Annotated in this window: 20 protein-coding genes; 4 read left to right on the plus strand and 16 right to left on the minus strand. The window is 58.0% G+C overall.

The window, feature by feature from the left end; genetic code table 11:
- Nucleotides 1-53: 53 nt before the first annotated feature.
- Nucleotides 54-962, minus strand: a complete 909-nt coding sequence (locus C3Z11_RS08955; protein WP_106477567.1) for a PHP domain-containing protein — start codon at nucleotides 960-962, stop codon at nucleotides 54-56.
- A 132-nt stretch (nucleotides 963-1,094) separates the two neighbouring features.
- On the opposite strand from C3Z11_RS08955, the gene C3Z11_RS08960 reads away from it, so the two are divergent.
- The 3 genes from C3Z11_RS08960 (at nucleotide 1,095) to mnmC (ending at nucleotide 4,159) form a co-directional block, all read left to right on the plus strand.
- Nucleotides 1,095-1,667, plus strand: a complete 573-nt coding sequence (locus tag C3Z11_RS08960) for a septation protein A (protein ID WP_106477568.1) — start codon at nucleotides 1,095-1,097, stop codon at nucleotides 1,665-1,667.
- Complete coding sequence (locus C3Z11_RS08965; protein WP_106477569.1) at nucleotides 1,667-1,966, plus strand: YciI family protein; 300 nt, start codon at nucleotides 1,667-1,669, stop codon at nucleotides 1,964-1,966. The genes C3Z11_RS08960 and C3Z11_RS08965 overlap by 1 nt, the downstream gene beginning before the upstream one ends.
- 171 nt (nucleotides 1,967-2,137) lie before the next feature.
- Nucleotides 2,138-4,159 (plus strand): bifunctional tRNA (5-methylaminomethyl-2-thiouridine)(34)-methyltransferase MnmD/FAD-dependent 5-carboxymethylaminomethyl-2-thiouridine(34) oxidoreductase MnmC, encoded by a 2,022-nt coding sequence (gene mnmC / locus C3Z11_RS08970; protein ID WP_106477570.1) that lies wholly within the window; start codon nucleotides 2,138-2,140, stop codon nucleotides 4,157-4,159.
- Nucleotides 4,160-4,178: 19 nt separating this feature from the next.
- Here mnmC and C3Z11_RS08975 read toward each other — a convergent pair whose 3' ends face one another.
- Both C3Z11_RS08975 and C3Z11_RS08980 read right to left on the minus strand, forming a co-directional pair.
- Nucleotides 4,179-4,892 carry a response regulator gene (locus tag C3Z11_RS08975; protein WP_106477571.1) on the minus strand — a complete coding sequence of 238 codons (714 nt, stop codon included), beginning with the start codon at nucleotides 4,890-4,892 and terminating at the stop codon, nucleotides 4,179-4,181.
- Entirely contained in the window at nucleotides 4,889-6,487 is a 1,599-nt protein-coding gene (locus C3Z11_RS08980) for an ATP-binding protein (RefSeq protein ID WP_106477572.1), read from the minus strand. The genes C3Z11_RS08975 and C3Z11_RS08980 overlap by 4 nt, the downstream gene beginning before the upstream one ends.
- 417 nt (nucleotides 6,488-6,904) lie before the next feature.
- Between C3Z11_RS08980 and C3Z11_RS08985 the strand changes: the two genes are divergently transcribed.
- Nucleotides 6,905-8,197, plus strand: coding sequence for a 2-hydroxycarboxylate transporter family protein (locus C3Z11_RS08985; protein WP_262927310.1), 1,293 nt, complete (start codon nucleotides 6,905-6,907; stop codon nucleotides 8,195-8,197).
- Nucleotides 8,198-8,280: 83 nt separating this feature from the next.
- On the opposite strand, the gene C3Z11_RS08990 is transcribed toward C3Z11_RS08985, so the two are convergent.
- From C3Z11_RS08990 to ccmA, 13 genes are all read right to left on the minus strand, one after another.
- The gene (locus C3Z11_RS08990) at nucleotides 8,281-8,553 is read right to left on the minus strand and encodes a YheU family protein (RefSeq protein ID WP_106477574.1); all 273 of its coding nucleotides are present in this window, start codon (nucleotides 8,551-8,553) and stop codon (nucleotides 8,281-8,283) included.
- Nucleotides 8,550-10,604, minus strand: a complete 2,055-nt coding sequence (gene ligA / locus C3Z11_RS08995; protein WP_106477575.1) for an NAD-dependent DNA ligase LigA — start codon at nucleotides 10,602-10,604, stop codon at nucleotides 8,550-8,552. Before ligA ends, C3Z11_RS08990 begins: the two co-directional genes overlap by 4 nt.
- A gap of 117 nt (nucleotides 10,605-10,721) precedes the next feature.
- The gene (gene zipA, locus C3Z11_RS09000) at nucleotides 10,722-11,888 is read right to left on the minus strand and encodes a cell division protein ZipA (protein WP_106477576.1); all 1,167 of its coding nucleotides are present in this window, start codon (nucleotides 11,886-11,888) and stop codon (nucleotides 10,722-10,724) included.
- Nucleotides 11,889-12,152: 264 nt separating this feature from the next.
- The gene (smc, locus tag C3Z11_RS09005) at nucleotides 12,153-15,647 is read right to left on the minus strand and encodes a chromosome segregation protein SMC (RefSeq protein WP_106477577.1); all 3,495 of its coding nucleotides are present in this window, start codon (nucleotides 15,645-15,647) and stop codon (nucleotides 12,153-12,155) included.
- Nucleotides 15,648-15,719: 72 nt separating this feature from the next.
- On the minus strand, nucleotides 15,720-17,021 hold the full coding sequence (gene ccmI, locus C3Z11_RS09010) for a c-type cytochrome biogenesis protein CcmI (protein ID WP_106477578.1): 1,302 nt from the start codon (nucleotides 17,019-17,021) through the stop codon (nucleotides 15,720-15,722).
- Nucleotides 17,018-17,527, minus strand: a complete 510-nt coding sequence (locus C3Z11_RS09015) for a cytochrome c-type biogenesis protein (RefSeq protein WP_262927311.1) — start codon at nucleotides 17,525-17,527, stop codon at nucleotides 17,018-17,020. The genes ccmI and C3Z11_RS09015 overlap by 4 nt, the downstream gene beginning before the upstream one ends.
- Nucleotides 17,515-18,042 (minus strand): DsbE family thiol:disulfide interchange protein, encoded by a 528-nt coding sequence (locus tag C3Z11_RS09020; protein ID WP_106477579.1) that lies wholly within the window; start codon nucleotides 18,040-18,042, stop codon nucleotides 17,515-17,517. Before C3Z11_RS09020 ends, C3Z11_RS09015 begins: the two co-directional genes overlap by 13 nt.
- Nucleotides 18,039-20,012, minus strand: coding sequence for a heme lyase CcmF/NrfE family subunit (locus tag C3Z11_RS09025; RefSeq protein ID WP_106477580.1), 1,974 nt, complete (start codon nucleotides 20,010-20,012; stop codon nucleotides 18,039-18,041). Before C3Z11_RS09025 ends, C3Z11_RS09020 begins: the two co-directional genes overlap by 4 nt.
- An 8-nt stretch (nucleotides 20,013-20,020) precedes the next feature.
- On the minus strand, nucleotides 20,021-20,539 hold the full coding sequence (ccmE, locus tag C3Z11_RS09030; protein ID WP_106477581.1) for a cytochrome c maturation protein CcmE: 519 nt from the start codon (nucleotides 20,537-20,539) through the stop codon (nucleotides 20,021-20,023).
- Nucleotides 20,523-20,714, minus strand: coding sequence for a heme exporter protein CcmD (gene ccmD, locus C3Z11_RS09035; RefSeq protein ID WP_106477582.1), 192 nt, complete (start codon nucleotides 20,712-20,714; stop codon nucleotides 20,523-20,525). The genes ccmE and ccmD overlap by 17 nt, the downstream gene beginning before the upstream one ends.
- A gap of 48 nt (nucleotides 20,715-20,762) precedes the next feature.
- Nucleotides 20,763-21,503, minus strand: coding sequence for a heme ABC transporter permease (locus C3Z11_RS09040; RefSeq protein ID WP_106477583.1), 741 nt, complete (start codon nucleotides 21,501-21,503; stop codon nucleotides 20,763-20,765).
- A 98-nt stretch (nucleotides 21,504-21,601) separates the two neighbouring features.
- Complete coding sequence (ccmB, locus tag C3Z11_RS09045; RefSeq protein ID WP_262927312.1) at nucleotides 21,602-22,327, minus strand: heme exporter protein CcmB; 726 nt, start codon at nucleotides 22,325-22,327, stop codon at nucleotides 21,602-21,604.
- Nucleotides 22,317-22,967, minus strand: coding sequence for a cytochrome c biogenesis heme-transporting ATPase CcmA (ccmA, locus tag C3Z11_RS09050; RefSeq protein ID WP_106477784.1), 651 nt, complete (start codon nucleotides 22,965-22,967; stop codon nucleotides 22,317-22,319). Before ccmA ends, ccmB begins: the two co-directional genes overlap by 11 nt.
- Nucleotides 22,968-23,075: the final 108 nt, after the last annotated feature.

Here is a 23,075-nt window from a genome sequence, read left to right on the forward strand (position 1 = left end):
CTCCTTATTCTGTGTTCTGTGCTTGCTCCTGACTTACCCTTGACGTGGCATGCTCATGGCGGCGCCATGGCCACTGCATGAGACGCAAAGCATGGATGACACCACACCGGGGGAAGCGAGGTGCGTCCCGCCGGGCTGAATGTACCGGGCGCTAGTGGCCCCCCTTGAAAGTGAAAGTCACTGCCGAGCGAGGCATAAAGGCCACGCTTAGCCAGTAGACTGGCAAGATCTCGGGTACGGTCGTCATTTTGGTAACCGCTGACCATCTCCGCCCCTTCGCCACCTGCGGCCACGAAGGCATCCAGTAGTGCGCCCAGTTTGCGCCGCGTCAGCTTATAGCGTAGCGGATGAGCCAGCACGGCGACGCCGCCATCGGCCACGATCCAGCTCACCACATCAGAAAGCGCTGGCCAATGCGTCTTGACATCGCCGGGCTTGCCGGCACCCAGATATTTCTTGAATGCGCTGTTGAGATCCTTCACCAGCCCGGCCGCGACGAGCGCGCGGGCAAAATCAGGCCGACCCAGCGGGCGATCGCTGCCGGCCTGCGCACGTGCGCAATTCAAGGCATCATCAAGCCCGATGCGCTCAAGCCGTGTCGCGATGACCTCTGCCCTGGTGATGCGCGCCTGCTTCAGCAGTTCAAGTCCGGCGGCGATATGCTCACCCGGCCCAGCGGGAAACAGCGCAACGACATGGATGCCGACACCTTCCCAGCGCGTCGATAGTTCACAGCCGTCAATTAATGTGATGCCATGGCGGCCGGCGGCTTGACGCGCCTCTTCTACGCCGCTCATGGTGTCATGATCGGTCAGGGCAATATGCGTCAGGCCACGCTGATGGCACAGCTCGACCAACGCCGTCGGCGATAGCATGCCATCCGAGGCGCTGGAGTGCATGTGCAGGTCAATGCCGCGAGCGGTATCGAGATTGTACGGAAAGGATATTGAGTCGGAAGGCATCGGTATGACGCTAGGTAGCGTCCTGGTTGGAAACTTTGTCAGAATAAACCGGTATAGTGGCGTGCAATGGTCATGGCGGTCAATGCCGAGACACTCCTTACGATACGCCCCTGCTGGAGAACGCGTACGCTTATGAAGATGCTTGTGGATTTCTTTCCCATTGCGATTTTCTTTCTGGTCTATCACCTGACCAAGGATATCGTGACCGCAACAGCCGTATTGATTCCCGCCACGGTACTGCAGGTACTCTATACCTGGTGGCGCCACCGCAAGGTGGAAAAGATGCATTTGGTCACGCTCGCGCTGGTGGTCGTGCTCGGCGGCGCTACGGTGCTGTTCGGCAATGGCGATTTCATCAAGTGGAAGCCGACCATCGTCAACTGGCTGTTTGCCGTGGCGTTCCTGTTCTCGCCGCTGTTTGGCGGCAAGGCACTGACACAGCGCATGATGGAGAAAAGCATTACCCTGCCCAGTGCCGTCTGGATGCGACTCAATCTGGCTTGGGTCGCCTTCTTTGCCGCCATGGGCGCGCTTAACATTTACGTGTTCACCCACTACAGCGAAGAGACCTGGGTCAATTTCAAGCTGTTCGGCATGATGGGATTGACGATTCTGTTCATTCTCGTCCAGGGCGTATTTCTCGCCCGACATATGCCGCGCGATGGACAAAATGGCCCCTCCACCACCAAGAAGGATGAGCTGTGATGCTTTATGCCATTATCAGTGACGATATCGAAAACAGCCTCGAACGCCGTAAGGCCGCTCGCCCCGAGCATCTGGCACGCCTTGAGGCGCTGCGCGATGAGGGCCGTCTGATCCTGGCCGGGCCTTGTCCCGCCATTGATGCCAACGACCCTGGCGATGCGGGCTTTACCGGTAGCGTGGTGATTGCCGAATTTGCTTCGCTCGATGAAGCACAGCAGTGGGCCGACGCCGATCCTTATGTCGTGGCCGGCGTCTATGCACAGGTCAGGGTCAAGCCATTTCGCAAAACACTGCCCTGAACCCAGCCGTTCGACAGCCCGTCGATAACTCAACATGATAGTCACTCGACTTACTCACAGGCACTGTGGATAACCTTGTGAAGTAGCGATGGAACAACTCTTCTAAAGCGTGTTCCATCGCTTGCTGGCAAAGATTGAGCAATTTTCAACCACTCTGACCAAGCCGATACCTTGACCGAATCACGACAGCTCCCGGTGGCGCGCGCCCTGCGCCTTGAACATGCTCAGCTCGATTGGAATGACGCTGCCCCGCATGCGCTCGCTTACGACGATATCTATTTTTCCCGTGATGACGGCCTGCGTGAGACTGAGCATGTGTTTATCAACAGCAATCGCCTGCCCGAGCGTTTTGCCCAATGGCACTTATCCCGCCCGTTTGTGGTCGCTGAAACCGGGTTCGGTAGCGGGCTTAACATGCTTCACGCCTGGGCCTGTTTTGAAGCTCATGCCCCCCATACAGCGCGGTTGCATCTGGTCTCGGTGGAAAAACATCCATTCACCCGAGAGGACCTGCTTCGTGCGCTATCGGCCTGGCCAACCCTGGCCGAGCGCAGCACTCGTCTCATCGCTCAGTGGCCAGCCCCCGTCAGCGGTGTGCACCGTATTGTCCTCGCCCCACGGGTGACACTCGATGTGCATTTCGGTGAAGCGACTGAATGTTTCGAGCAGCTTGATGGTCAGGTCGATGCCTGGTTTCTGGACGGTTTTGCTCCTGCGAAAAACCCCGCGATGTGGACGCAAGCGCTGTTCGACGCCATGGCCGTTGTCAGCCGCCCCGGCGCGACATTCGCCACCTTCACCTGTGCGGGACTGGTCAAGCGCGGCCTGATCCAGGCCGGATTCCACTGCGAGAAAATCAAAGGATTCGGGCGTAAGCGTGAAATGCTGCGCGGGAGTATCGCAACGCCGCCTACCGATAGGCGGCGCATGCGTACCCCTTGGTTCACCCCGCCACCGGTTATCTCATCAACGTCCGCAGGCGGCGATGTTGCGGTAATCGGCGCGGGTATTGCCGGAGCGAGTACTGCTCACGCGCTGGCCCGCCGCGGTCGTAGCGTGATGTTATTTGATACCGAAGCGCCCGGCGCCGGCGGTTCAGGTAATCGCCAGGGGGCGCTCTACGTCAAGCTTGCTGCTCACCCCAACCCACAGAGCCGCTTCTATCTGGCGGCTCTGCAGTATACGACGCGCTGGCTCGCGCAGTTTGATCCCGAGCGTCGCTTATGGTCGGACTGTGGCGTGCTCCAACTCGCCTTGAGCGATAAGGAAGCCACACGACAACGCACGTTTCTTAGCCGTTACGACTTGCCTGAACATATAGTGCATGGTGTCGATGTGGCCGGCGCCACTCAGCGGGCCGGCACAGCACTAAGCTCGAATACGCGGGGTGGGCTTTACTACCCTGGCGCCGGCTGGGTCCGCCCGAAGGCCCTTTGTCAGGCGCTGGCCGCCACGGACGGCATAACGTTTCATCAGGGGCTCGTGGTAGCGATCGAGTTCATCGGTACCGCTGAAGCGCCGCGCTGGCGTCTGCGTGATAGCGATGGCCGTACATTTGAGACCGAACAGGTAGTGGTGGCCACCGCACAGGCAAGTAACCGCTTCGAGGCGCTCGCTCATCTGCCGCTGCAAAGCATCCGTGGCCAGGTCAGCCAGGTGGCCGTACCGGACGCTACTCTCGCTCCCAAATGTGTCGTTTGCGCTGGCGGCTATACACCGCCTCCATGGCACGGCGTCCAAAGCTTTGGCGCGACGTTTGCACCGCACGATACGGCGCTTGAGATGCGCCCGGAAGATCACACGGCCAACCTGGCTGAACTTGAACGCGCCCTGCCCGACTATGCCGCCGCACTAGGCCGTTCATTTGAAGCTTTCGAGGCACGCGTTGGGCTACGTTGCGCCAGCCCCGACAAGTCACCCCTGGTTGGTCCCGCGCCGGTGGCCGAAGCCTGGTGCAGCGATTACGCCGCGCTCGCCCATGATGCGCGGCGTATTGCCGACGTGCCGGGCCGCCACTGGCCAGGACTGTGGATCAGCGTCGCGCATGGCTCACGTGGGCTGGTCAGCGCGCCGCTTTGCGCTGAACTGCTTGCTTCACGTATCTGCGACGAACCCATGCCACTTACTCTTGAACTGGCCGACCATCTCCATCCCGGGCGTCGTCTTATCACCGACTTGATCAGAACGCCTTGAAGACGATCGATAAGCGCATTCAGGGCTGGCGGGCCAGTCGGCCCAGCGCATCGTGATCGAGGCAGGTATAGGTAAATGAAGGGCGACCGACCTGACCGTAGGCGAAGGACTCACTGAGCAGGCCGAGGCTGGCCAGGTGCTTGAGGTACTTGCGTACCGACACTCGCGACATGCCGGTGTTGTCTGCCAACTCTTCAGTCGTGAAACTGTCCTTTTGCACATCAAGAACAGCCTCGATCACCTGGACGAGACTATGCGCCGTCAGCCCTTTGGGCAGGCCATCAGCACGCCGTGGCGTAACCGATGTCGCGCGAAACAGCGTATCAAGGGATTGTTGATCAACCTGGGCACCTTGCGTCTTGAGCGCATCGCGCTGATGCTGGCACAGCAGCAGCGCATCGCGAAATCGCTTGAATTCAAACGGTTTGACCAGATAATCGTTGACGCCCAGGTGCCGTGCCGCGCGCACGGTTTCCATCTCGGACGCCGCAGTGATCAGAATTACATCACTGTCCATTTTTTGCGCACGCAGCCACTCAATAATCTCAAGGCCGCTGCGATTGGCCAGAAAGATATCGAGCAGTACCACATCGACCGGCTCACGCTCAAGCACGACCAATGCCGTGGTCACATCGCTGCAGCGTGCCACCAGCTGCATGCCTTCCAGACGTGAAAGATATTCAACGTTCAATTTCATGACCATGGGGTCATCTTCAACGATCAACACCTTCATAGCGGCGTTTCCAAGTCGTGCAATGGGTAAGGATACGTCACTTCAATCAGGGTACCTTGTCCAAGTTGGGAATAAAGGTTCAGGGTGCCATCGGCACTCTCCACATACTCACGCACCAGATAGAGCCCTAGACCACGCTGCCTGCCTTTGCTGGAGTAGCCTCGCTCAAAAACACGCTCACGCAGCGCAGCGGGAATGCCGGGGCCATTGTCCTGCACATGCAGTGACAAGGTCTGGGCATCGATGCCCAGCGTCAACGCCACCTGCGGTGTTGGCATTGACGCGACCCCATCAAAGGCGTTTTCGAGAAGATTACCCATGATGCTGATCAGCGTATGTACCGTTACGCTGTCTTCGGCTGCGGGGATAATCGTTTCGACAAGTACTGCAAGCTCAATGCCCTTCTCACGCGCCTCGCTCTGCTTGCCCAATAGAAAGCCTGACAGCACGGGGTCATGCACCCCTTCCACAATCGGCTCGACGATACCCATGCGGTAATCGACCAATTCACGCAGATACTGGCGCAGGGCCTTGATATCGCCAAGCTGAGCCAACCCCATCACGACGTGAAGCTTGTTCTTGAATTCATGCGTCGAGGCGCGCAGGGCCTCAGCATAGCGCCGGACACCGGTTAACTCTTCGGCCAGCGTATGAATCTCCGTCTTGTCGCGAAAGGTCATGATCGCCCCGATCAGGTTGCCTTGCAGGAACATCGGTTTGCCCGTACCAAGAAAGGCCATCCGCCCCAGGCGTATTTCCTGATCCCGCAGCTCGTGTCCGGTGGCCAACACGGTATCCAGCTTTGCATTCGGCAGCAGCTCAGTAACCGGATAGCCGACACGTGGTACAACGCCAGCCGCTCTCAACAGCCTAAGTGCGGCAGGATTGATCAGCGTCACATCGCCTTGCGCATCGACCGCAATAGTCCCCTCATGCATCGCGTCGAGCATGGCATGGCGTTCTTCTACCAATTGCGCGATCTGGTTGGGCTCCATGCCCATCAACCGGCGCTTGATACTGCCTGCCAACCAGGTGGCGCCCAATGCACCCACTACCATGATCAGCGCCAACCCACCCAACAGCCGCCCGCGATGACGTTCCGTAAGGGGCGCCAGGCGTGAAAGCGTGACACCGACAGACACGGCACCGATAACGTCCCCACGCTCGTCTTTTACTGGTGCAAAGCCGCGAATACTGGTGCCTAGCGTCCCTTGGGCATGCGAAGCATAGTGCTCGCCAGCTAGCGCTCTTGCTTCATCACCGCCCTGAAAATGATGGCCTATGCGCGTCGGGTCAGGATGGGTCAAGCGAATGGCTCCCCCATCGATGATGACAATGAAATCGACACCCAGCGTTCGGCGTAATGCCTCGATATCATGCTGCAGCGACGCATCCTGATGGCGCAGCGCATTGCGTATTCGCTGCTCGCTTGCCACAGTCTGCGCCACATTCACTACCCGCTGTTCCTGTGCCCGTTCGGTACTGGCGCGCAGTTGAGCGCTAAACAGCCAGTATGCCAGGCCCAGCGATGAAACGATGAGGGCAATGACCAGCATCGATATCAGCGCGCTCAGAGGCAACTGTTTAGTATTCATCGAAAATATTCCGCGTGTAGCCTTTCAGCCTTCTGCTCATCAGCCGTGGTCACGGTTAAAACAGTAGCCTTTACGACCTTGGTGGCATTTCTTACTGCCGCAAAATATGCAGCACAAAGCGTATTCATTTTTTTTAATTACAAAAATATTTTTTAACTTCCTAAAGGTTGGCGCTCCCATGCAAAGCCGTATTCTCAGCAGCCGAGTCCGCCCGCGCGCAACGCGACAATAAAGCATTGGACCTGTAAAACCGCGACCTTTTCTGCTGGAGCCAGAACACTCACTCCCGCGCTACAAGGTTATCTATCGCCAGTCCAGTCCGTGACTGATCAAAATGCCTTTGCGTGGCACTACGTCATGCAAACGCATGGCCATCGGTCGCCACCGGCACAGAAGGAATTTTCCATGGGAAAAATCATGAATGAGACATCGCCCGTGGCTGACAGCTCCGCGAACAGTCATCGCATTTTCGGGTTAAAAGTCCCCATCTTCGCTATCGTCACGCTGGTGATGATTATTGCCATGTATACCGACACGCTCTCCAAAGGCATGATCGGTGCCTTACTGGTGATGATGGTGCTTGGTGAGCTATTCGGTTTTGTGGGTGATCGGTTGCCTATCGTCAAGACCTATCTGGGCGGCGGCGCCATTCTTGCCCTTTTCGGTTCTGCCGCGCTGGTTTATGCCAATATCCTGCCCACAGGGGTCAGTGACAACATCACGACATTCATGAAAAGCGGCGGCTTTCTCAACTTTTACATCGCCGCACTGATCACCGGTAGTATTCTCGGTATGGACTCCCGCATTCTGGTCAAGGTCGGGGCGCGCTTTGCCATCCCGTTGCTGGCGGCGGTCCTGTTTGCCTGCCTGTTTGCAATGGCCATGGGCCTTTTGACCGGCTTCTCGCCTCAGGACGCCGTCGTCGTCATCACGCTGCCGATCATGGGTGGCGGCATGGGTGCCGGGGCGGTCCCCATGAGTCAGATCTATCAGGAACTGCTAGGCCAGCCAGCCAGCTATTATATCTCGATTCTGGTTCCGGCCCTGGCACTGGGCAACGTCTTCGCCATCATTATTGCCGGCCTGCTCAACGGGCTGGCCAACCGCATGCCATCATTGACCGGCAACGGTCAGATGATGCCAGGCGTCGAGATCAAGGAAGAACACACGCCGCTGGATATTTCCAAGCTGGGCATTGGTCTGGTGATTTCCCTGACCTTCTTTACCGCAGGTCAGATTCTGGGTGATTTCATCCCGCTGCATCCCTATGCGTTGATGATTGTCCTGGTTGCCGCGATGAAGGTCATGAAGCTGGTCCCCGAAGCAATCAACGACGCCGCTGCTCACTGGTTCCGTTTCGTTGCCAAGAATTGGACGTTTGCCCTTCTGTTCGGCATCGGCATTGCTTACACCGATCTCGGCCAGGTCATTGATGCCATCTCGATCACCTATGTACTGATTGTTCTCGCCGTCGTTGCCGGCGCTGCGTTCGGCGCCGGACTGGCGGGCAAACTGGTCGGCTTCTATCCGATCGAATCAGCTATCACGGCCGGTCTGTGCATGGCCAACATGGGTGGTACAGGCGATGTCGCCGTACTCTCCGCCGCACGCCGCATGCAGCTGATGCCGTTCGCACAGATATCTTCACGTCTGGGTGGCGCGCTGATCCTGCTGATTTCAAGCCTGGTGGTACCCATCTTCTTTACCTGAGCGCAGTCAAGCATGCAAAAGGCGCCCCGAGGGGCGCCTTTTTATTGGCCTGTGCTCAGCTAGTGGCGGATGCGTTCGGCCGGTTAACCTTCTTCCTCATCATCGCCAACATCACGACCAAAGGAGCGCCACTGGGTCAGTGTCATCACCTCGGTGAGCTCGGTCTGCAGATCATGCACGATCAGCAGCTCGCCGCGTTCGAGCTGGCGCTTGACGTCATCTACCCAGCCCGTCATGCCCGCCCCAGAGGTATCGGTCGTGTCATACCCCTGCCGCGTCACAAATTCCTCCAGCAGCCGCTCAAGCGTATCCGGCGGAAGCATGCGCGGCGGAATTTCAACGAAACGTCCACTCATGAGGCACTATCCCCTTCGTCATTTTCAAACGCCTTGAGACGGTCAATAAAAGTCGCCTCGTCCAGTATCTCAACCCCGGCCTCTTCAGCCTTGGCAAGCTTACTACCGGCTCCGGGTCCAGCGACTACCGCATGCGTCTTCTTCGAGACGCTACCGCTGACCTTGGCACCTAGCGCGACCAGACGCGCCTTGGCTTCATCGCGGGTCATCGCTTCGAGTGTGCCGGTCAATACCCACGTCTGGCCTGACAGCGGTTGTTCACGGGCACTTACTTCCACTTCGCTCCAGGTCACGCCCACTGCCATAAGGTCATCGACGCTTTCGCGATTGTGTGCCTGTTGGAAAAAAGTAGCGATGTGGGCCGCCACCACCGGGCCAATATCGGGAATAGCGATAAGCTCTTCATGCGAGGCGTCCATCAGCCGCGCAAGCGAGCCGAAGTGGGTCGCCAAGGCATTGGCCGTCGCCTCGCCCACCTCGGGCACACCGAGCGCATAGATAAAGCGTGGCAACGTCGTCCGCTTGGCACGCTCCAGGGCACTGACCAGATTAGCGGCTGATTTCTCGCCCAGGCGTGGTAGTTCAGCGAGCTTGGCGGCTTCCAGCCGGAACAGATCGGCCGGTGTGCTGACCCACTCGCGCTCCACCAACGCATCAATCAGCTTATCGCCAAGCCCATCGATATCCAACGCACGGCGACTAGCGAAGTGCTTGAGCGCTTCCTTGCGTTGTGCCGCACAGTAAAGCCCTCCCGAGCAGCGTGCATCGACCTCTTCGCTGAGCTTCTCGATCGTAGCGCCACACACCGGACAGTGCTCAGGGAGTACGATCTCACGTGCATCGTCAGGGCGCTTTTCACTCAAAACTCTGACGATTTGAGGGATTACATCACCAGCGCGACGCACGATCACGCTATCACCGATGCGCGCATCGAGGCGCGCAATTTCATCCATGTTGTGCAACGTAGCGTTCGATACCGTGACGCCGGCGACCTGTACCGGCTCAAGTTTGGCCACTGGCGTCAATCGTCCCGTACGCCCGACTTGAAAGGCGACGTCGTTGATTACCGTGGTCTGTTCCTGCGCGGGGAACTTGAAGGCAATTGCCCAACGCGGCGCACGGGAAACGAAACCGAGTTCGCGCTGCAAGCGCAGGTCATCGACCTTGAGCACGGCGCCATCGATATCGTAATCGAGCGTTTCACGCCGCTGCCCCATACGCTCACAGAAGTCGATAATACCCTCGCTGCCCTTGACCACGCTGAGTTCAGGACTTGAACGAAAACCGAAATCACGTAGCCGCGCCATCAGCGCCGAGTGACAAGACTCAAGGTAGGCATCATCAATACGGGCCACCTGATAGGCGCAGAATTCAAGCGGACGGCTAGCCGCAACGTTAGGATCAAGCTGTCGCAGGCTTCCGGCAGCGGCATTGCGCGGGTTGGCAAACAGTTTGGAACCCTCGTCGCGCGCCTTTTCATTAAGCCGCTCGAAACCGGAGCGGCTCATGTAAACCTCACCTCGCACCTCAAGCAACTCAGGGAAACTGTCCCCCCGCAGCTTCAGCGGAATCGACTTCAGCGTTCGCAGATTGGCGGTAATCCCCTCTCCGATGCGGCCATCGCCACGGGTCGCGCCCTGTACGAACAAGCCGTTTTCATAGATGAGTGAGACGGCTAGACCATCGAGTTTGGGCTCACAGCAGAACGTGAGATCGTCATCGGCACATTCAAGTTTGTCACTGACCCGCTTGACGAAAGCGCGCAGCTCTTCGTCACTGAAGGCGTTATCCAAAGACAACATCGCCACTGAATGTCTGACTTCGGGAAAGCCTTCGGCTGGGGGCGCGCCGACACGCTGCGTTGGCGAATCCGCCGTGACAAGCTCGGGATAATCGGCTTCGATTTCCTGCAGGCGCCGCAGCATCCGGTCATACTCGATGTCGGGAATAGCAGGATCGTCTTCGACGTAATAACGGTAGTTAGCGTCTTCGAGATCGGTACGCAGCGTGCGCACCTCGTCATAAATGGCATCAGGAACGCGCGAACTCATCGGCTGGCAACAGCTCTTTAAAGGATTGATATACAAACAATACGGGGGGCTTAATTGCCCCCCGTATCATGACAGAATAGACCTTATCAGAACGCTCGGCTCTGATAAGAATATGCATCAGTTGGCATGGTGCCGGTGTAATCTCCAGCGGCGCTCGAATTCGTGCACACGCTGGCGTGCAAACTCAACGGTCTGAGCGGTCATTACGCTGCGGTTCTCATCTTTCAGTTCACCTCCCAGATTACGTACTAACACCATAGCCGTCTCGAACATGGCCTCGAAGGCGGCACGCGTATCCTCTGCTCCGGGAAGCGGCATCAGGAACGTCACACCGGGCGTATAAAAATCTTCATCGATGGCATCGAGCGCGAACGTTCCTGGCTTGATGACATTAACCATGGAGAACTGCAAAGGACTGTTGTCCGACTCGCTCTCAAAGCGATGGAAGACGCCCATTTCGCTGTAACGAAGGCCGCAGGCGAGCATTAACTTCAACAGGGCCAAGCCAGAGAAGCCTTCATCATCATGCGCCATCACACTGATGACGATAATTTCATCGGCATCGGCCAATGTATTGCGCGCACGCTCAGCCCCGACCTGATGGCGTTTGGCAAGCTCAACAGCCGGATGCTGCGCGGCAATTTCCTCATAGGCCGAATCATCAGCATCATCGGCATAGCCGTCAAAACGTTCTTGATCGCTATAGCGATCATCATGGACGTCATCGTAATTATCAGGCTCAACGTAACGTGACCGCGCCGCTAGCTGCTCGTTCTCGGTGCGACGCGCCTCTTTTGCTTTTGCTGCCGTCAGTTCTTCGGCGTGACGTTGCTCTGCTTCAGCCTGACGCTGGCGCTCAACCTGTCGCTGTGCCTCACGTTGCTCAGACGCAGAAATACGTGCCGCTCGCCGCTTGTTCATCTCATCAAGCGGACGGCGGAAAATCTTGCCCGACGCGAGCCCTGCAAACCGTCCGGGAGGGCTATCCTCCTCGTCCGGCTCATGTTCATCGTCGTAGTCATCTTCATCATGGGAAGCAGGCTGACGAGTCGAACGAGGATCCGTCACGCTTTCTGCATCCACTACGCGCGCGCCACCATTGGGCAATTCCCAACTGAGCGCTTCTTCGCGCTTGACGTCTTCCGGGTCGCGGGGATTTTGCGCCTCATCGCCAAGATCGAGACGCGGAACGCGCCGCTGGCGCTGGAGCCGCCGCACACCGTCAACGACGATGATTGCGACAAGCACCAGCCCCAAAATAATGAGCCACTCTCGTAATTCCATGAAATATCTTGCCTATCTTTAGGGCACCATGCTCGTCCGTAGCATAGCGCGATCGCCTGAAAAAAGGACGCTCGATTTTCGAATAAATCACGAGTACCAGGCGTTCATCCGAGCATCAACGAGTCCAGCGTGGTCGCAATCGCCTGTCGATTATCCCTACATACCCTGTTATTGCCAAGTTGTTAACGCTTTATGAACTTTAATGCAAGCTTTGGCGATACTTGTACGTACTTATTCTGACTAAATTTTCAACCGTTGATCTTATCAAGCTTCTGCCAGTATGGCCGCTTCATCGACACCTACGGCAACCAGGCGCGAGACTCCTGGCTCTTGCATGGTGACCCCCATCAGGCGATCGGCAGCCTCCATGGCGATCTTGTTATGCGTAATATAGATGAATTGCACTGTCTCGGACATGTCGCGCACCAGTTTGGCGTAGCGTCCCACGTTGGCATCATCAAGCGGTGCATCGACCTCATCGAGCATGCAGAACGGCGCCGGATTGAGCTGAAAAATTGCAAATACCAACGACAGCGCAGTCATGGTCTTTTCACCACCCGAGAGTAGATGAATCGTGCTGTTCTTCTTGCCGGGCGGACGCGCCATGATCGCCACGCCAGTTTCAAGCAGATCATCACCGGTCAAGGTTAACCACGCTGCACCGCCGCCGAACACCTTGGGAAAAAGCTCGCCAAGCCCTGCATTAACATCGTCAAAGGTCTGCTTGAAGCGCACACGCGTTTCCTGATCAATCTTGCGAATCGCTTTATCGAGGGTTTCAAGCGCCTCGCTCAACTCGCTATGCTGCGCTTCAAGATAATCGCGGCGCTCGGCCTGCTGGTCATATTCTTCAATTGCCGCCAAGTTAATGGCGCCCAGACGGCGAATCTTTTCAGCAACGCTCTCAAGTTCGGTTTGCCACTGCGATTCGCTGGCCTCGGCCGGCAACTGCTCAAGCAATTCAGTGACATCATGGCCCAACTCGGTAAGCTGCTCATCCTGCGCATCCGCCTTGAGTTTCTGCTCCTGCACATGCATGCGCGCCTCCTCGAGGCGGGCCCGCAGCCCTTCGAGGTTGCGCTCATGCTGCTGACGATTCTGCTCGAGCTGACGCATCGTTTCAGCCAACTGATGAGCACGATCACGACACGCATTCAGAGCCTCTTCCTGACGACTACGCTGATCAAGCAGCTCATCAAGCTGTTCGCGGCTCTCTTCGAATGGCTCACGGATTTCTTCGAGCTGTTCTTCAAGCAACTCGCGTTTTTCGGTCAGGCGCGCCTTCTGCTCATCTCCCCGCGTACGCTGGCTTTCAAGGCCTGCACGCTCAGTCGCTAGCCTTGAGCGCTCCAGCTCAAGCCGACTACTCAGCTCGCGCGCCGGAGCAAGCTGGGCGCGGATCGCATTTAGATATTCCTGTGCTTCACGGCGGGCGGGCGTAAGCTGTTCACGTGTGGCACTGTTGGCCTCCACCACCTCCATCGCCGCCTGCCAACGCTCGCGTTCACGCTCCAGCTCCAGCTCAACAGCAGCACGATTCTCCTTGAGTCCGCTGATCTCTTCACACAGTTCAGCGCGACGACTATCGACGTGCTCAAGCCGCGTGGCCAGGGTGGACTCCTTCAATGCTATCTGCTGACGCGCCTCGCCCAGCGAACGCTCATCGATACGCACCTGCTCAAGCGTCTGCTCACTTTGAACAAGCGTTTCGCGTGCGGTATTCAATTCATTATCAAGCGTTTCGAGCCGCTCGCCGAGCGCAGCAAGTTGAGCCACTACCTCGTCGCGCCGTTGACGCTGTGCAATGACACTATCAGCACTTTCGTTGTCGCCACGACGGCGCACCCAGCCACGCCCCAGCCACAATCCATCACGGGTCAGAACGCTTTCGCCGGGTGCCAGAGCGTCACGCATCGACCAGGCCATTTCACTGTCTTCAGCGAGCTTAATCGTACCCAGCAATGCATTCAGCGCACCGGCGCCACGCACTTCAGCGGCAAGCGTGGCCGCAGGTGCAGAGAATGCCGCTTCATCGACAATGGCCAGTTCGCCAGAGGCAAGGGTTTGAAAGGCGGCCGTAAACTGCGCTGTGTTAGCCACTTTTGCTGTCAGCCACGGCGTCAATACCCACGCCGCGGTCGACTGCCAGCCCTCACTCACTTCAAGCCGCTCAGCCAGCGAGACGACACGGTCAAGGCCGTGCGTTTCAAGATGGGCGATGAACGCCTCATCACTGGATTCAAGTGCGGCGCGAATCAAGGCATCGAGCGAAGATTTCTCACCCTGCAGTGCATGCTGACGCTCAATCAGCGCGTCACGTTCACGGCTCAACGTATCGATCCGCTCACTGGCGGCTTCCCGCATGCCATTTTGCTGCTCGCGCCGCGTATCGAGCGCCTCCTGCTCAAGCTCGAATTCGCTTAGCTGTTCCGCCAATGCTTCGCGCTCTTCACGCAATGCGCTGACATCAGGCAGCTCGTCCAGCTGGTGTTCACGCCGGGTGAGCTGTTTGTCGACACCGTCAAGATTCGACTCAAGCCTGCGTATGTCGCTTTGTGCACGTTCGGCTTCACGCCCGGCGTCACGGTCAGCTTCAGCAAAGCGTTCCCAGTCATCCTGCGCACCAAGCTGTGCCGCCTCGGCCTCTTCAAGACGTGCCGCCAGCATTTCGAGCTGCTCGGCGGCGTCTTCCTGTTCCGGTATCAGCGTCTCCAGACGTGCTTCCAACGCCGCCAGACGCTCGACATCTTCCTGACCGATCCGATCGAGATCAACCAGATCGCGCCCCAGACTCTCGATATCGGCCATTAGCTGCTGCTCGCGTGCGCGAGCACTTTCGAGTGTCTGCTCAAGCCGCGCAATCGCCGCGCCGGTTTCATAAAAACGCGCTTGATGGGTTTCGAGCGCCTGAGAAGCCTCGTCGTATTCGGTGCGGGACTGCTCGAGGCGATTCTCGCTTTCGCGTACGCCGAACACGTCCTTTTCGACCCCGAGTTCAAGCTCTCGCACCCGCGCCTCATCTTCATGCTGACGGGCACGCAGCGCTCTTGAGCGAATCAGCGCCAGCTCACCTTTAAGGCGATACTCACGGGCTTTCAGATCCTGATAGCGCCGCGCCGCATCGGCCTGTCGCCGCAGGCGTTCGAGCTGCTTATCCAACTCTTCGCGCAAATCATCAAGGCGTTCTAGGTTCTCCTGGGTGCGCCGCATGCGCGTTTCAGTCTCGCGGCGTCGCTCCTTGTACTTGGAAATCCCCGCGGCCTCTTCAAGCGTGGCGCGCAGTTCTTCCGGGCGCGCCTCGACCAGCCGTGAAATCATGCCCTGCCCGATGATGGCGTAGGAACGCGGCCCCAGGCCGGTGCCGAGGAATAGATCAGCGATGTCGCGCCGGCGGCATTTCTGACCGTTGAAGTAATAAAGTGACTGGCCGTCACGGGTGACGAGACGCTTGACCGCAATTTCAGCGTACTGCGCATAGGCGCCGCCGATCTTGCCCTCACGGTTATCGAATGACAGCTCGATCGAGGCCTGGCCGACCGGCTTGCGTCCGGTCGAGCCATTAAAGATGACATCGGCCATCGACTCGCCGCGCAGCATCTTGGCCGACGATTCGCCCATGACCCAGCGTACGGCATCGATAACGTTTGATTTACCGCAGCCATTGGGCCCTACGATGGCGGTCATGTTGCCATCGAAGGGCACCGTGACCGGATCAACAAAGGATTTGAAACCCACCAGCTTGATCGATTTAAGACGCATGCAGTAATCAAAGTCCTCGCAGGCGGCATCTACCGCCCAATCTGCTCAATATATTCATTACACCGAAACCGGTCATTGCTTGATGATACGGTCGATAACTGCCTCAACCGGGGCATCACCTTGCACCGCAACCGCGTCGCTTTCGCCGTACAAGTCACCCGGGGCAGGCGTGGCCACACCTGCCTTCGAGACACGCACCACAATACTGGCGCGCTCAACCTGAGAAAGTTTCGCTGTCGCTGCCATCGCATTGGCATCGCTCAGCGTCACGTTCGCTGGCAAATCGCCAACCTTAAGGCGTGCGATAGCCAGCGGTGGCAAACGGTTGTCGATATCACGGGCGAGAACGAAAACGGTATCGTCTGCAGTCACTTTATCGCGCAGCTGCTCGTCGAGGCTCACATGAACCGTGATAGCCGCCTCAGCAGGCGAAGGGGGTTGCATATCGCCTTGCTCATCGTCTGTTGAGCGGGCCGCACTGCTTGAACGCGCCGATGCCAACTCATCACTCGAAATAATGCCCGAGCGTTCCTGCGCGACACCAATGGCAGCGCGTAGCGCCTTCTGGCTCTCCTCATCATCAAAACCGGCAATCGCCAGGCGCCAGTGATCGATTGCCTTGCGATACTCACCGTGCTGGAAGGCGGCGAAGCCAAGCATGCCATGTATCGTCGGCTGACGTGGATCTTCCTTGAGTACCTCAGCGACCAGCGTCTGCACATCAGGCGTGAGCGTACGTCCGGCCGCAAAAAATGTCATCTGTGCCAGCTCAGCGACCAGAGCCGGCGACCTGCCTTCCAGGGCAATCAAATGCTTGAGGCTTGCAACCGCAGCGTCGAATCTCCCCGAATCACGGTAGAGCGGGAACAGCGTCGCCCATACCCTGGGGTTATCGGGCTGGCGCTCCGCTTCGGCTTCAAACCGGTTGATGAAGTGGGCATTTGACGTGTCATTACTGGCCAACACCTCCTGACGCACAGCGTAAAGCTCAAGATCATCTGCCGCACCGTAGCTGTGATAGACATAGACCACACCGCTAACCACTAGCAATATGACTACCGGCACCAGCCACAGGCCAGCCCGGGCTGCTTTGAGCGGACGAAGATGGCTGTCTTCGGTGTCTTCCAGCAGGCTGCGCTCAAGCTCAAGCCGGCTGGCCTGATAGCGCGCCTCATCGAGCTCGCCGCTGCCCCGGCTTGCTTCAAGCGAGGCCAGGCGCTGACGAAAGACGCGGACATTGCCTGCCGACGCCATATCACGCGCCTCGAAATCACGTTGTGCAGCAAACGTACCCCCGGCGCGGACAAGCGGCCACAACAACAGCCCGATCACCAACAGCAGCAACACACCGCAGGCTAACCATAAAAGCGTCATGGTGACTTCTCCCGGCGTTCATCCTGCGGCATGCGAGCAGCCTCTTGATGGGTATCGAGCAGTGTCGCCAGGCGCTGGCGTTCCAGCGCACTCAAGCCTTCGGCGTGGCGCTTGCGCCGCTGCCGCACCACCAAAGCGATGATGGTAACGCCCACAATGACCAGCGCACCGGGCAAGCTCCACAGCAGCCAGGTACGCGAATCAAGACGCGGGTCATAAAGTACGTAGTCGCCAAAACGTGCCACCATCGCATTGCGGATATCTTCATCGCTGCGCCCCTGTTCAAGCCAGGTAGCGGTACGCGCCCGCATGTCTCGCGCTATCGGTGAATTGGAGCTGCCGATCGACTCGTTCTGGCATTTGGGGCAACGCAACTCGTCAAGCAGGGCGTTGTAGCGTGCCTGCAAGGCCGGATCATCGAAATCATGCACTTCGATCGCCGCCAGGCTCGGCAAGGCCAACCCCATGCCCAGCATGAAGATGATCAGACGGATCAACGCTGCCACTTGCCCACCTCCCTAACGACCGCGTCGACATCGCTGGGCGTGATATAGCCGGTATGGTGATAGCGAATGATACCGTCCCTATCGACGATGAAACTCTCAGGCGCGCCATATACGCCCAGGTCGAAGCCGAGCGAGCCTTCGGGATCGAAAACGGTCAGCTCAAACGGGTTGCCGAACTCATCGAGAAAAGCGCGGCCCTTGTCGCGGCTATCCTTGTAGTCAACACCGACAAGACGGATGCCGCGCGCCTTGAGCGCCAGAAGCTGCGGCATCTCACGCTTGCAGGTCGGGCACCACTCCCCCCACACATTGACCAAAGTCACCTGCCCTTCAAGCAGCGATTTGTCGACCTGGCGGTTCGGCTCCTCAAGCGTCGTCAGTTGGAACTCGGGGAACGGGTCGGCGAGCAGTGCCGAATCGCGCGCGGAAGGGTCCTTGCCAAGCCCGAGCCAGAGGAACACACCCAGCGCAACGAATAGTACCAGCGGGATGAACAGCAGTAGTCGGCGCTTCATGACGATGCTCCCAGACGCTTGGCATCAGTTGAGCCCAGACGGCGATAACGCTTGTCGAGCACGGCCAGAATGCCGCCAGCCGCCATCAACAACGCCCCCAACCATAGCCAGCGCACGAACGGCTTGACCTGAACGCGCATCGCCCAATCGCCGTTATCGAGCTTTTCACCCATCGCGACATAAAGATCACGTAACAGGCCCGGATCGAGTGCGGTTTCGGTCATTGCCTGCCCCCGCGCCATGAAAAAACGCTTTTCGGGATGCAGCAGTGTAATCAGCGTATTGTCACGCGAGACCCTGACCGTGGCCCGGTCAGCGAGATAATTGGGGCCACGCTGTTCCGACAATCCGGTCATGGTGAAGGTATAGCCACCCACTTCAACGCTTTGATTTTCATTAAGGCGTACATTCTCGGCGCTGGAATAGTGCGAAACCATGGTGATGCCGACCAGCGTCACCGCCAACCCCACATGCCCCAGCACCATGCCGTAATAACTGCGTGACAACTTACGCAGCCCACGCGGCCCTTCCTGACGCAGCTTGATCAGCATGTCACGCAGCATTGGCAGCACGATCCAGATCGCCAGCAGCAGGCCAAGCGAGACACCAAAGCTCCACTGTCCGTCATAGAGCAGCGGCGCCGCAACAGCGATGACACACCCCACCAGTGCCCCAAACCAGACGCGCCGCACCAGCTCACCCGCTCCCATCTGCTTCCAGCGTGCGACCGGGCCCAATCCCATGAAGATGGCAAGCAGGGTGGCCAACGGCACGAACAACGCATTGAAGTACGGCGGGCCCACCGAGATCTTGCCGAGATCCAAGGCATCGAGCAGCAGCGGATAAAGAGTGCCGAGCAGCACCGTTACCATCATCACCAGCAGCAGGATATTGTTGAACAGCAGCAGCGCATCACGCGACAGCCACCCGAAACCGATCGGGCTCTTGACCTTGGGAGCACGCAATGCGAAGACCAGCAGTGAAGCGCCAACGGTAATGCCCAGCAACGCCAGTATGAACGTGCCGCGCGACGGGTCGTTGGCGAAGGCGTGTACAGAGGTGAGCACGCCCGAGCGCACCAGAAAAGTACCCAACAGTGATAGCGAGAAGGTGAAGATCGCCAGCAGTGCCGTCCAGCTCTTGAATGTGCCACGCTTTTCAGTGGCGGCCAGCGAGTGGATCAGCGCAGTACCCATCAGCCAAGGCATCAGCGACGCATTCTCGACCGGGTCCCAGAACCACCACCCGCCCCAGCCGAGTTCGTAATAGGCCCACCAGCTACCCAGCGCAATACCCAGCGACAAGAATGCCCAGGCGATATTGGTCCACGGCCGCGCCCAGCGTGTCCAGGCCGCATCGAGGCGACCACCGATAAGCGCAGCCATGGCGAAGGCGAACGCCACCGAAAAACCGACATAACCCATATAAAGCATGGGCGGATGAACAATCAGGCCAGGGTCCTGCAATAGAGGATTAAGGTCGGCGCCCTCCTGAGGAGCAATCGGCAGGATACGCGCAAAGGGATTTGAGGTGAGGATAATGAACAGCAGAAACCCTGAACTCACCATGCCCATGACCGACAGTACGCGCGCCAGCATGTCGCGTGGCAAATGGCGCGAAAAAATACTGACCGCGAAACTCCACGCCGAGAGCAGCAGCGACCATAACAACACCGACCCCTCGTGACTGCCCCACACGGCGCTGAACTTGTAATACCAAGGCAACAGCGAATTGGAGTTGTTGGCAACGTAAGCGACGCTAAAGTCATCTTTCAGGAAACTAAAAGTCAGGCAGGCAAAAGAAATGGCCAGGCACAGGAACTGGCTCCATGCCATGGGTTGCGCAAAACTCATCCATAAGGGACGGCGTGTCAGGCTACCCATCAAAGGCACGATGGCCTGCACCAGCGCCACGCATAGCGCCAGGATCAGCGCAAAGAAGCCGAGTTCGGGAACGGTTTTAATCAGCATGTCTCGACCTAAGAGCGGGGAGCGTCGGCAGGCGCATTGGTGGATGATTCGGCACTATCGAAAGCGTCTCGGGCCGGATCGTAACCAGCAGGCACGTCCTTGGCGTTGGCCTTTTTCATTACCTCGGCCACTTCCGGCGGCATGTATTTTTCATCATGCTTGGCCAGTACTTCAGACGCCTCAAAGCGGCCCTGGTCATTTAGCGTGCCGGTGATGACCACGCCCTGCCCCTCACGAAACAGGTCCGGCAGAATGCCGTTGTAGTGTATCGGCACGCTGACACGATAGTCGGTCACATCAAACGTGACATCGAGACTATCTCCCGAGCGTTGAACACTGCCGACACGTACCAACCCACCGGCACGAATCTGACGGCCAATCGGCGCATCGCCATCGACAATCTGCTGAGGACTGTAAAACAGGTTGAGATTGGCACGCAGCGCATAAAGCGTCAGCCCCACGGCAACGCCTGCCAACACTACCAGACCAAGTACAATATAAAGGCGCTGTTTACGCTTGGGTGTCATGATTCACTCGCTCGCGCCGAATGCGGCGTTCTATATCGCGCAGCAACTGACGCTTTTCATAACGGGCATGAAGCGCCAACAACGCCAGCGCTCCTAACGCGACGCCCCAGGCTGGCCAGACGTAAGGCGCATAGCCATGCATGTGCAATAGTGCGCTAACGCTTTCGAAGCTCACGTTGCGCTCCTCTTCTTAAATAGCTCATGAAATATTTCAGCGACTGCCTCAGTGCGTTTTCTCGGCCAACTCACGCACCCAACGGGTACGCGACTCGCGCCGCAATATCTCGTTGCGCGTGCGAAATGTCACGGTAGCTGCAAAAAACATATAAAACCCGAGCACCATGACCAGCAGCGGCAGCCACATCTCGGCCGGCATCGCAGGCTGGCGGGTAAGGCTGAACGTCGCTGGCTGATGCAGCGTGTTCCACCAGTTCACCGAATACTTAATGATCGGCAGGTTGATAACCCCGACCAGCGCCAGGATCGACGCGGCGCGTGAGCCGCTATCGCGACTGGTAAATGCACCACGCAGCGCAATGATGCCCAGATAGAGAAAAAGCAGAATCAGCATCGATGTCAGACGCGCATCCCATACCCACCAGGTGCCCCAGGTAGGAATTCCCCATACCGAGCCTGTGAACAGGGCTACGAAGGTCATCGCTGCACCGAAGGGTGCTGCCACTGTGGCGGCCATATCGGCAAGCTTGATGCGCCAGACCAGGAAGATAACCGCACAGATGGCCAGCAGCGCAAAACACGACTGGGCAAGGATAGCGGCAGGCACATGTACGTAAATGATGCGAAAGCTATCGCCCTGCTGATAGTCGGCGGGAGCGAACGCTAACCCCCATACCGTACCGATCACCAGCAACACGACCGACAGGCTCCATAGCCAGGGCAACCAAGGGCCACTGACGCGATAGAACCATTTGGGTGACCCTAACTTATGAACGATTTGCCACATTACGCGCTCTCAAACTTTTAAAGAACATTCAGCCTGCCAGGCAAGAGACAGCCAAATGACAGTGCACATCATACAGGAAGATTCATTTACCTCGCACGCTAACCATTAACACTAAGCCGGAGCGCCGCTGTTGCGGCCCAGGGCGCCAGGGCCAATCCGGCAGCGAGCAATGCCCCCAGCAGGGCCAGATAGGGCATCACCACTGCGCCATCGATGGCCAGCTTCACCGCACCAGCGCCAAAGATCAATACGGGTATGTAGAGAGGCAAAATCAGGAGAGACAACAGCACACCACCACGCTTGAGCCCAACGGTTAGCGCTGCACCAATCGCACCGATCAAACTCAGCGACGCCGAGCCGAGCGCCAGAGTAGCGCAAAGCGCCGGAAAACTCGTGGCTGGCAAGGCCAGCATAAGCCCAAGCAGGGGCGCCATGAACGCCAAGGGCAACCCCGTCGTCAGCCAGTGCGCCGTTATCTTGGCCAGCACCAGAAGAGAAGAAGGCTGAGGCGACAGCAGCAGTTGCTCAAGCGTACCGTCTTCAAAATCATCACGAAACAGACCATCAAGCGACAGCAGCACGGCCAGCAACGCCGAGACCCACAATAACCCCGGTGCCAGTTCACGTAGCACCTCTTGCCGTGGAGTAATGCCGAGCGGAAATAGGGTAATGATCAGTGCAAAGAACACTAGTGGATTAGCCAACTCACTGCGGCGGCGCAGCTTCAGGGTGAGATCGCGTCTGATAGTGGCCAGGAAGGCGTAACGCAACGGAGCAGCCGACGTGTTGAACGAGGACGCTTCTGGCAATCGATCAGCCGACATCGCAGCCACCTTGTCCGTTGAAACGCACGTGCCTGACATCGTAATCGGTAGTCAGCGCATGATGCGTCGTCAAAATGACCGCGCCACCGTTGCGGCAATGCGCCACGATCCACTGTTCCAGCTTAACCACACCATCCCGGTCGATTGCCGTGAAAGGCTCATCTAAAATCCATAACGGGCGATGCTCCAGATGCAACCGGGCAAGCGCCACGCGACGTTGCTGACCTGCCGAGAGTTGATGTACCGGCACATCCTCGAACCCTTCCAGTCCGACCGTTGCCAATGCCTCCCAACGCTGTCCAGAAGCTTGCTCGTCATCACGCCCGTTGAGCGCCTGATACCAGGCCAGATTCTCCAGCGCCGTCAGTGTCGCCTTGATCCCCGTCTGATGCCCCAGATAGAGCAGATGCATCATAAAATCGCCGCGCACGCGCGCCAATGGCTGCTGTCGCCAGCGCAGCGTTCCCGTGAAGTCAGCAAACTGCCCGGACAGAATCTTCAAAAGCGTTGTCTTACCGCTACCGTTAGGCCCTTCGATACGTAGAAGATCGCCTGTACCGACCTGAAACGCGAGGTTTTCAAATAGCCAGCGGTCGTCACGCTCGCAGCTTAGCTCATGGGCCTGGAGTAGTACCGCCAACGCCATTACCTCCCTTCGCGACTAGCGGCGCATCCTACTACGAATCCCCCTGAATGGCGATTTCACCTCAGCACGCCAGTCCCTCTGTGTTCGCCATGACAGGCTTGC

The organism is Phytohalomonas tamaricis (genome assembly GCF_003012345.1).
In the GTDB taxonomy this organism is placed as follows: Bacteria; Pseudomonadota; Gammaproteobacteria; order Pseudomonadales; family Halomonadaceae; genus Phytohalomonas; species Phytohalomonas tamaricis.

What these genes read in the sequence shown, in the direction of transcription:
- C3Z11_RS08955 (WP_106477567.1), bottom strand. Translation starts at nt 962, where the DNA reads ATGCCTTCCGACTCAATATCCTTTCCGTACAATCTCGATACCGCTCGC.
- C3Z11_RS08960 (WP_106477568.1), top strand. Translation starts at nt 1,095, where the DNA reads ATGAAGATGCTTGTGGATTTCTTTCCCATTGCGATTTTCTTTCTGGTC.
- C3Z11_RS08965 (WP_106477569.1), top strand. Translation starts at nt 1,667, where the DNA reads ATGCTTTATGCCATTATCAGTGACGATATCGAAAACAGCCTCGAACGC.
- C3Z11_RS08975 (WP_106477571.1), bottom strand. Translation starts at nt 4,892, where the DNA reads ATGAAGGTGTTGATCGTTGAAGATGACCCCATGGTCATGAAATTGAAC.
- C3Z11_RS08980 (WP_106477572.1), bottom strand. Translation starts at nt 6,487, where the DNA reads ATGAATACTAAACAGTTGCCTCTGAGCGCGCTGATATCGATGCTGGTC.
- C3Z11_RS08985 (WP_262927310.1), top strand. Translation starts at nt 6,905, where the DNA reads ATGAATGAGACATCGCCCGTGGCTGACAGCTCCGCGAACAGTCATCGC.
- C3Z11_RS08990 (WP_106477574.1), bottom strand. Translation starts at nt 8,553, where the DNA reads ATGAGTGGACGTTTCGTTGAAATTCCGCCGCGCATGCTTCCGCCGGAT.
- ligA (WP_106477575.1), bottom strand. Translation starts at nt 10,604, where the DNA reads ATGAGTTCGCGCGTTCCTGATGCCATTTATGACGAGGTGCGCACGCTG.
- zipA (WP_106477576.1), bottom strand. Translation starts at nt 11,888, where the DNA reads ATGGAATTACGAGAGTGGCTCATTATTTTGGGGCTGGTGCTTGTCGCA.
- smc (WP_106477577.1), bottom strand. Translation starts at nt 15,647, where the DNA reads ATGCGTCTTAAATCGATCAAGCTGGTGGGTTTCAAATCCTTTGTTGAT.
- ccmI (WP_106477578.1), bottom strand. Translation starts at nt 17,021, where the DNA reads ATGACGCTTTTATGGTTAGCCTGCGGTGTGTTGCTGCTGTTGGTGATC.
- C3Z11_RS09020 (WP_106477579.1), bottom strand. Translation starts at nt 18,042, where the DNA reads ATGAAGCGCCGACTACTGCTGTTCATCCCGCTGGTACTATTCGTTGCG.
- C3Z11_RS09025 (WP_106477580.1), bottom strand. Translation starts at nt 20,012, where the DNA reads ATGCTGATTAAAACCGTTCCCGAACTCGGCTTCTTTGCGCTGATCCTG.
- ccmE (WP_106477581.1), bottom strand. Translation starts at nt 20,539, where the DNA reads ATGACACCCAAGCGTAAACAGCGCCTTTATATTGTACTTGGTCTGGTA.
- C3Z11_RS09040 (WP_106477583.1), bottom strand. Translation starts at nt 21,503, where the DNA reads ATGTGGCAAATCGTTCATAAGTTAGGGTCACCCAAATGGTTCTATCGC.
- ccmB (WP_262927312.1), bottom strand. Translation starts at nt 22,327, where the DNA reads ATGTCGGCTGATCGATTGCCAGAAGCGTCCTCGTTCAACACGTCGGCT.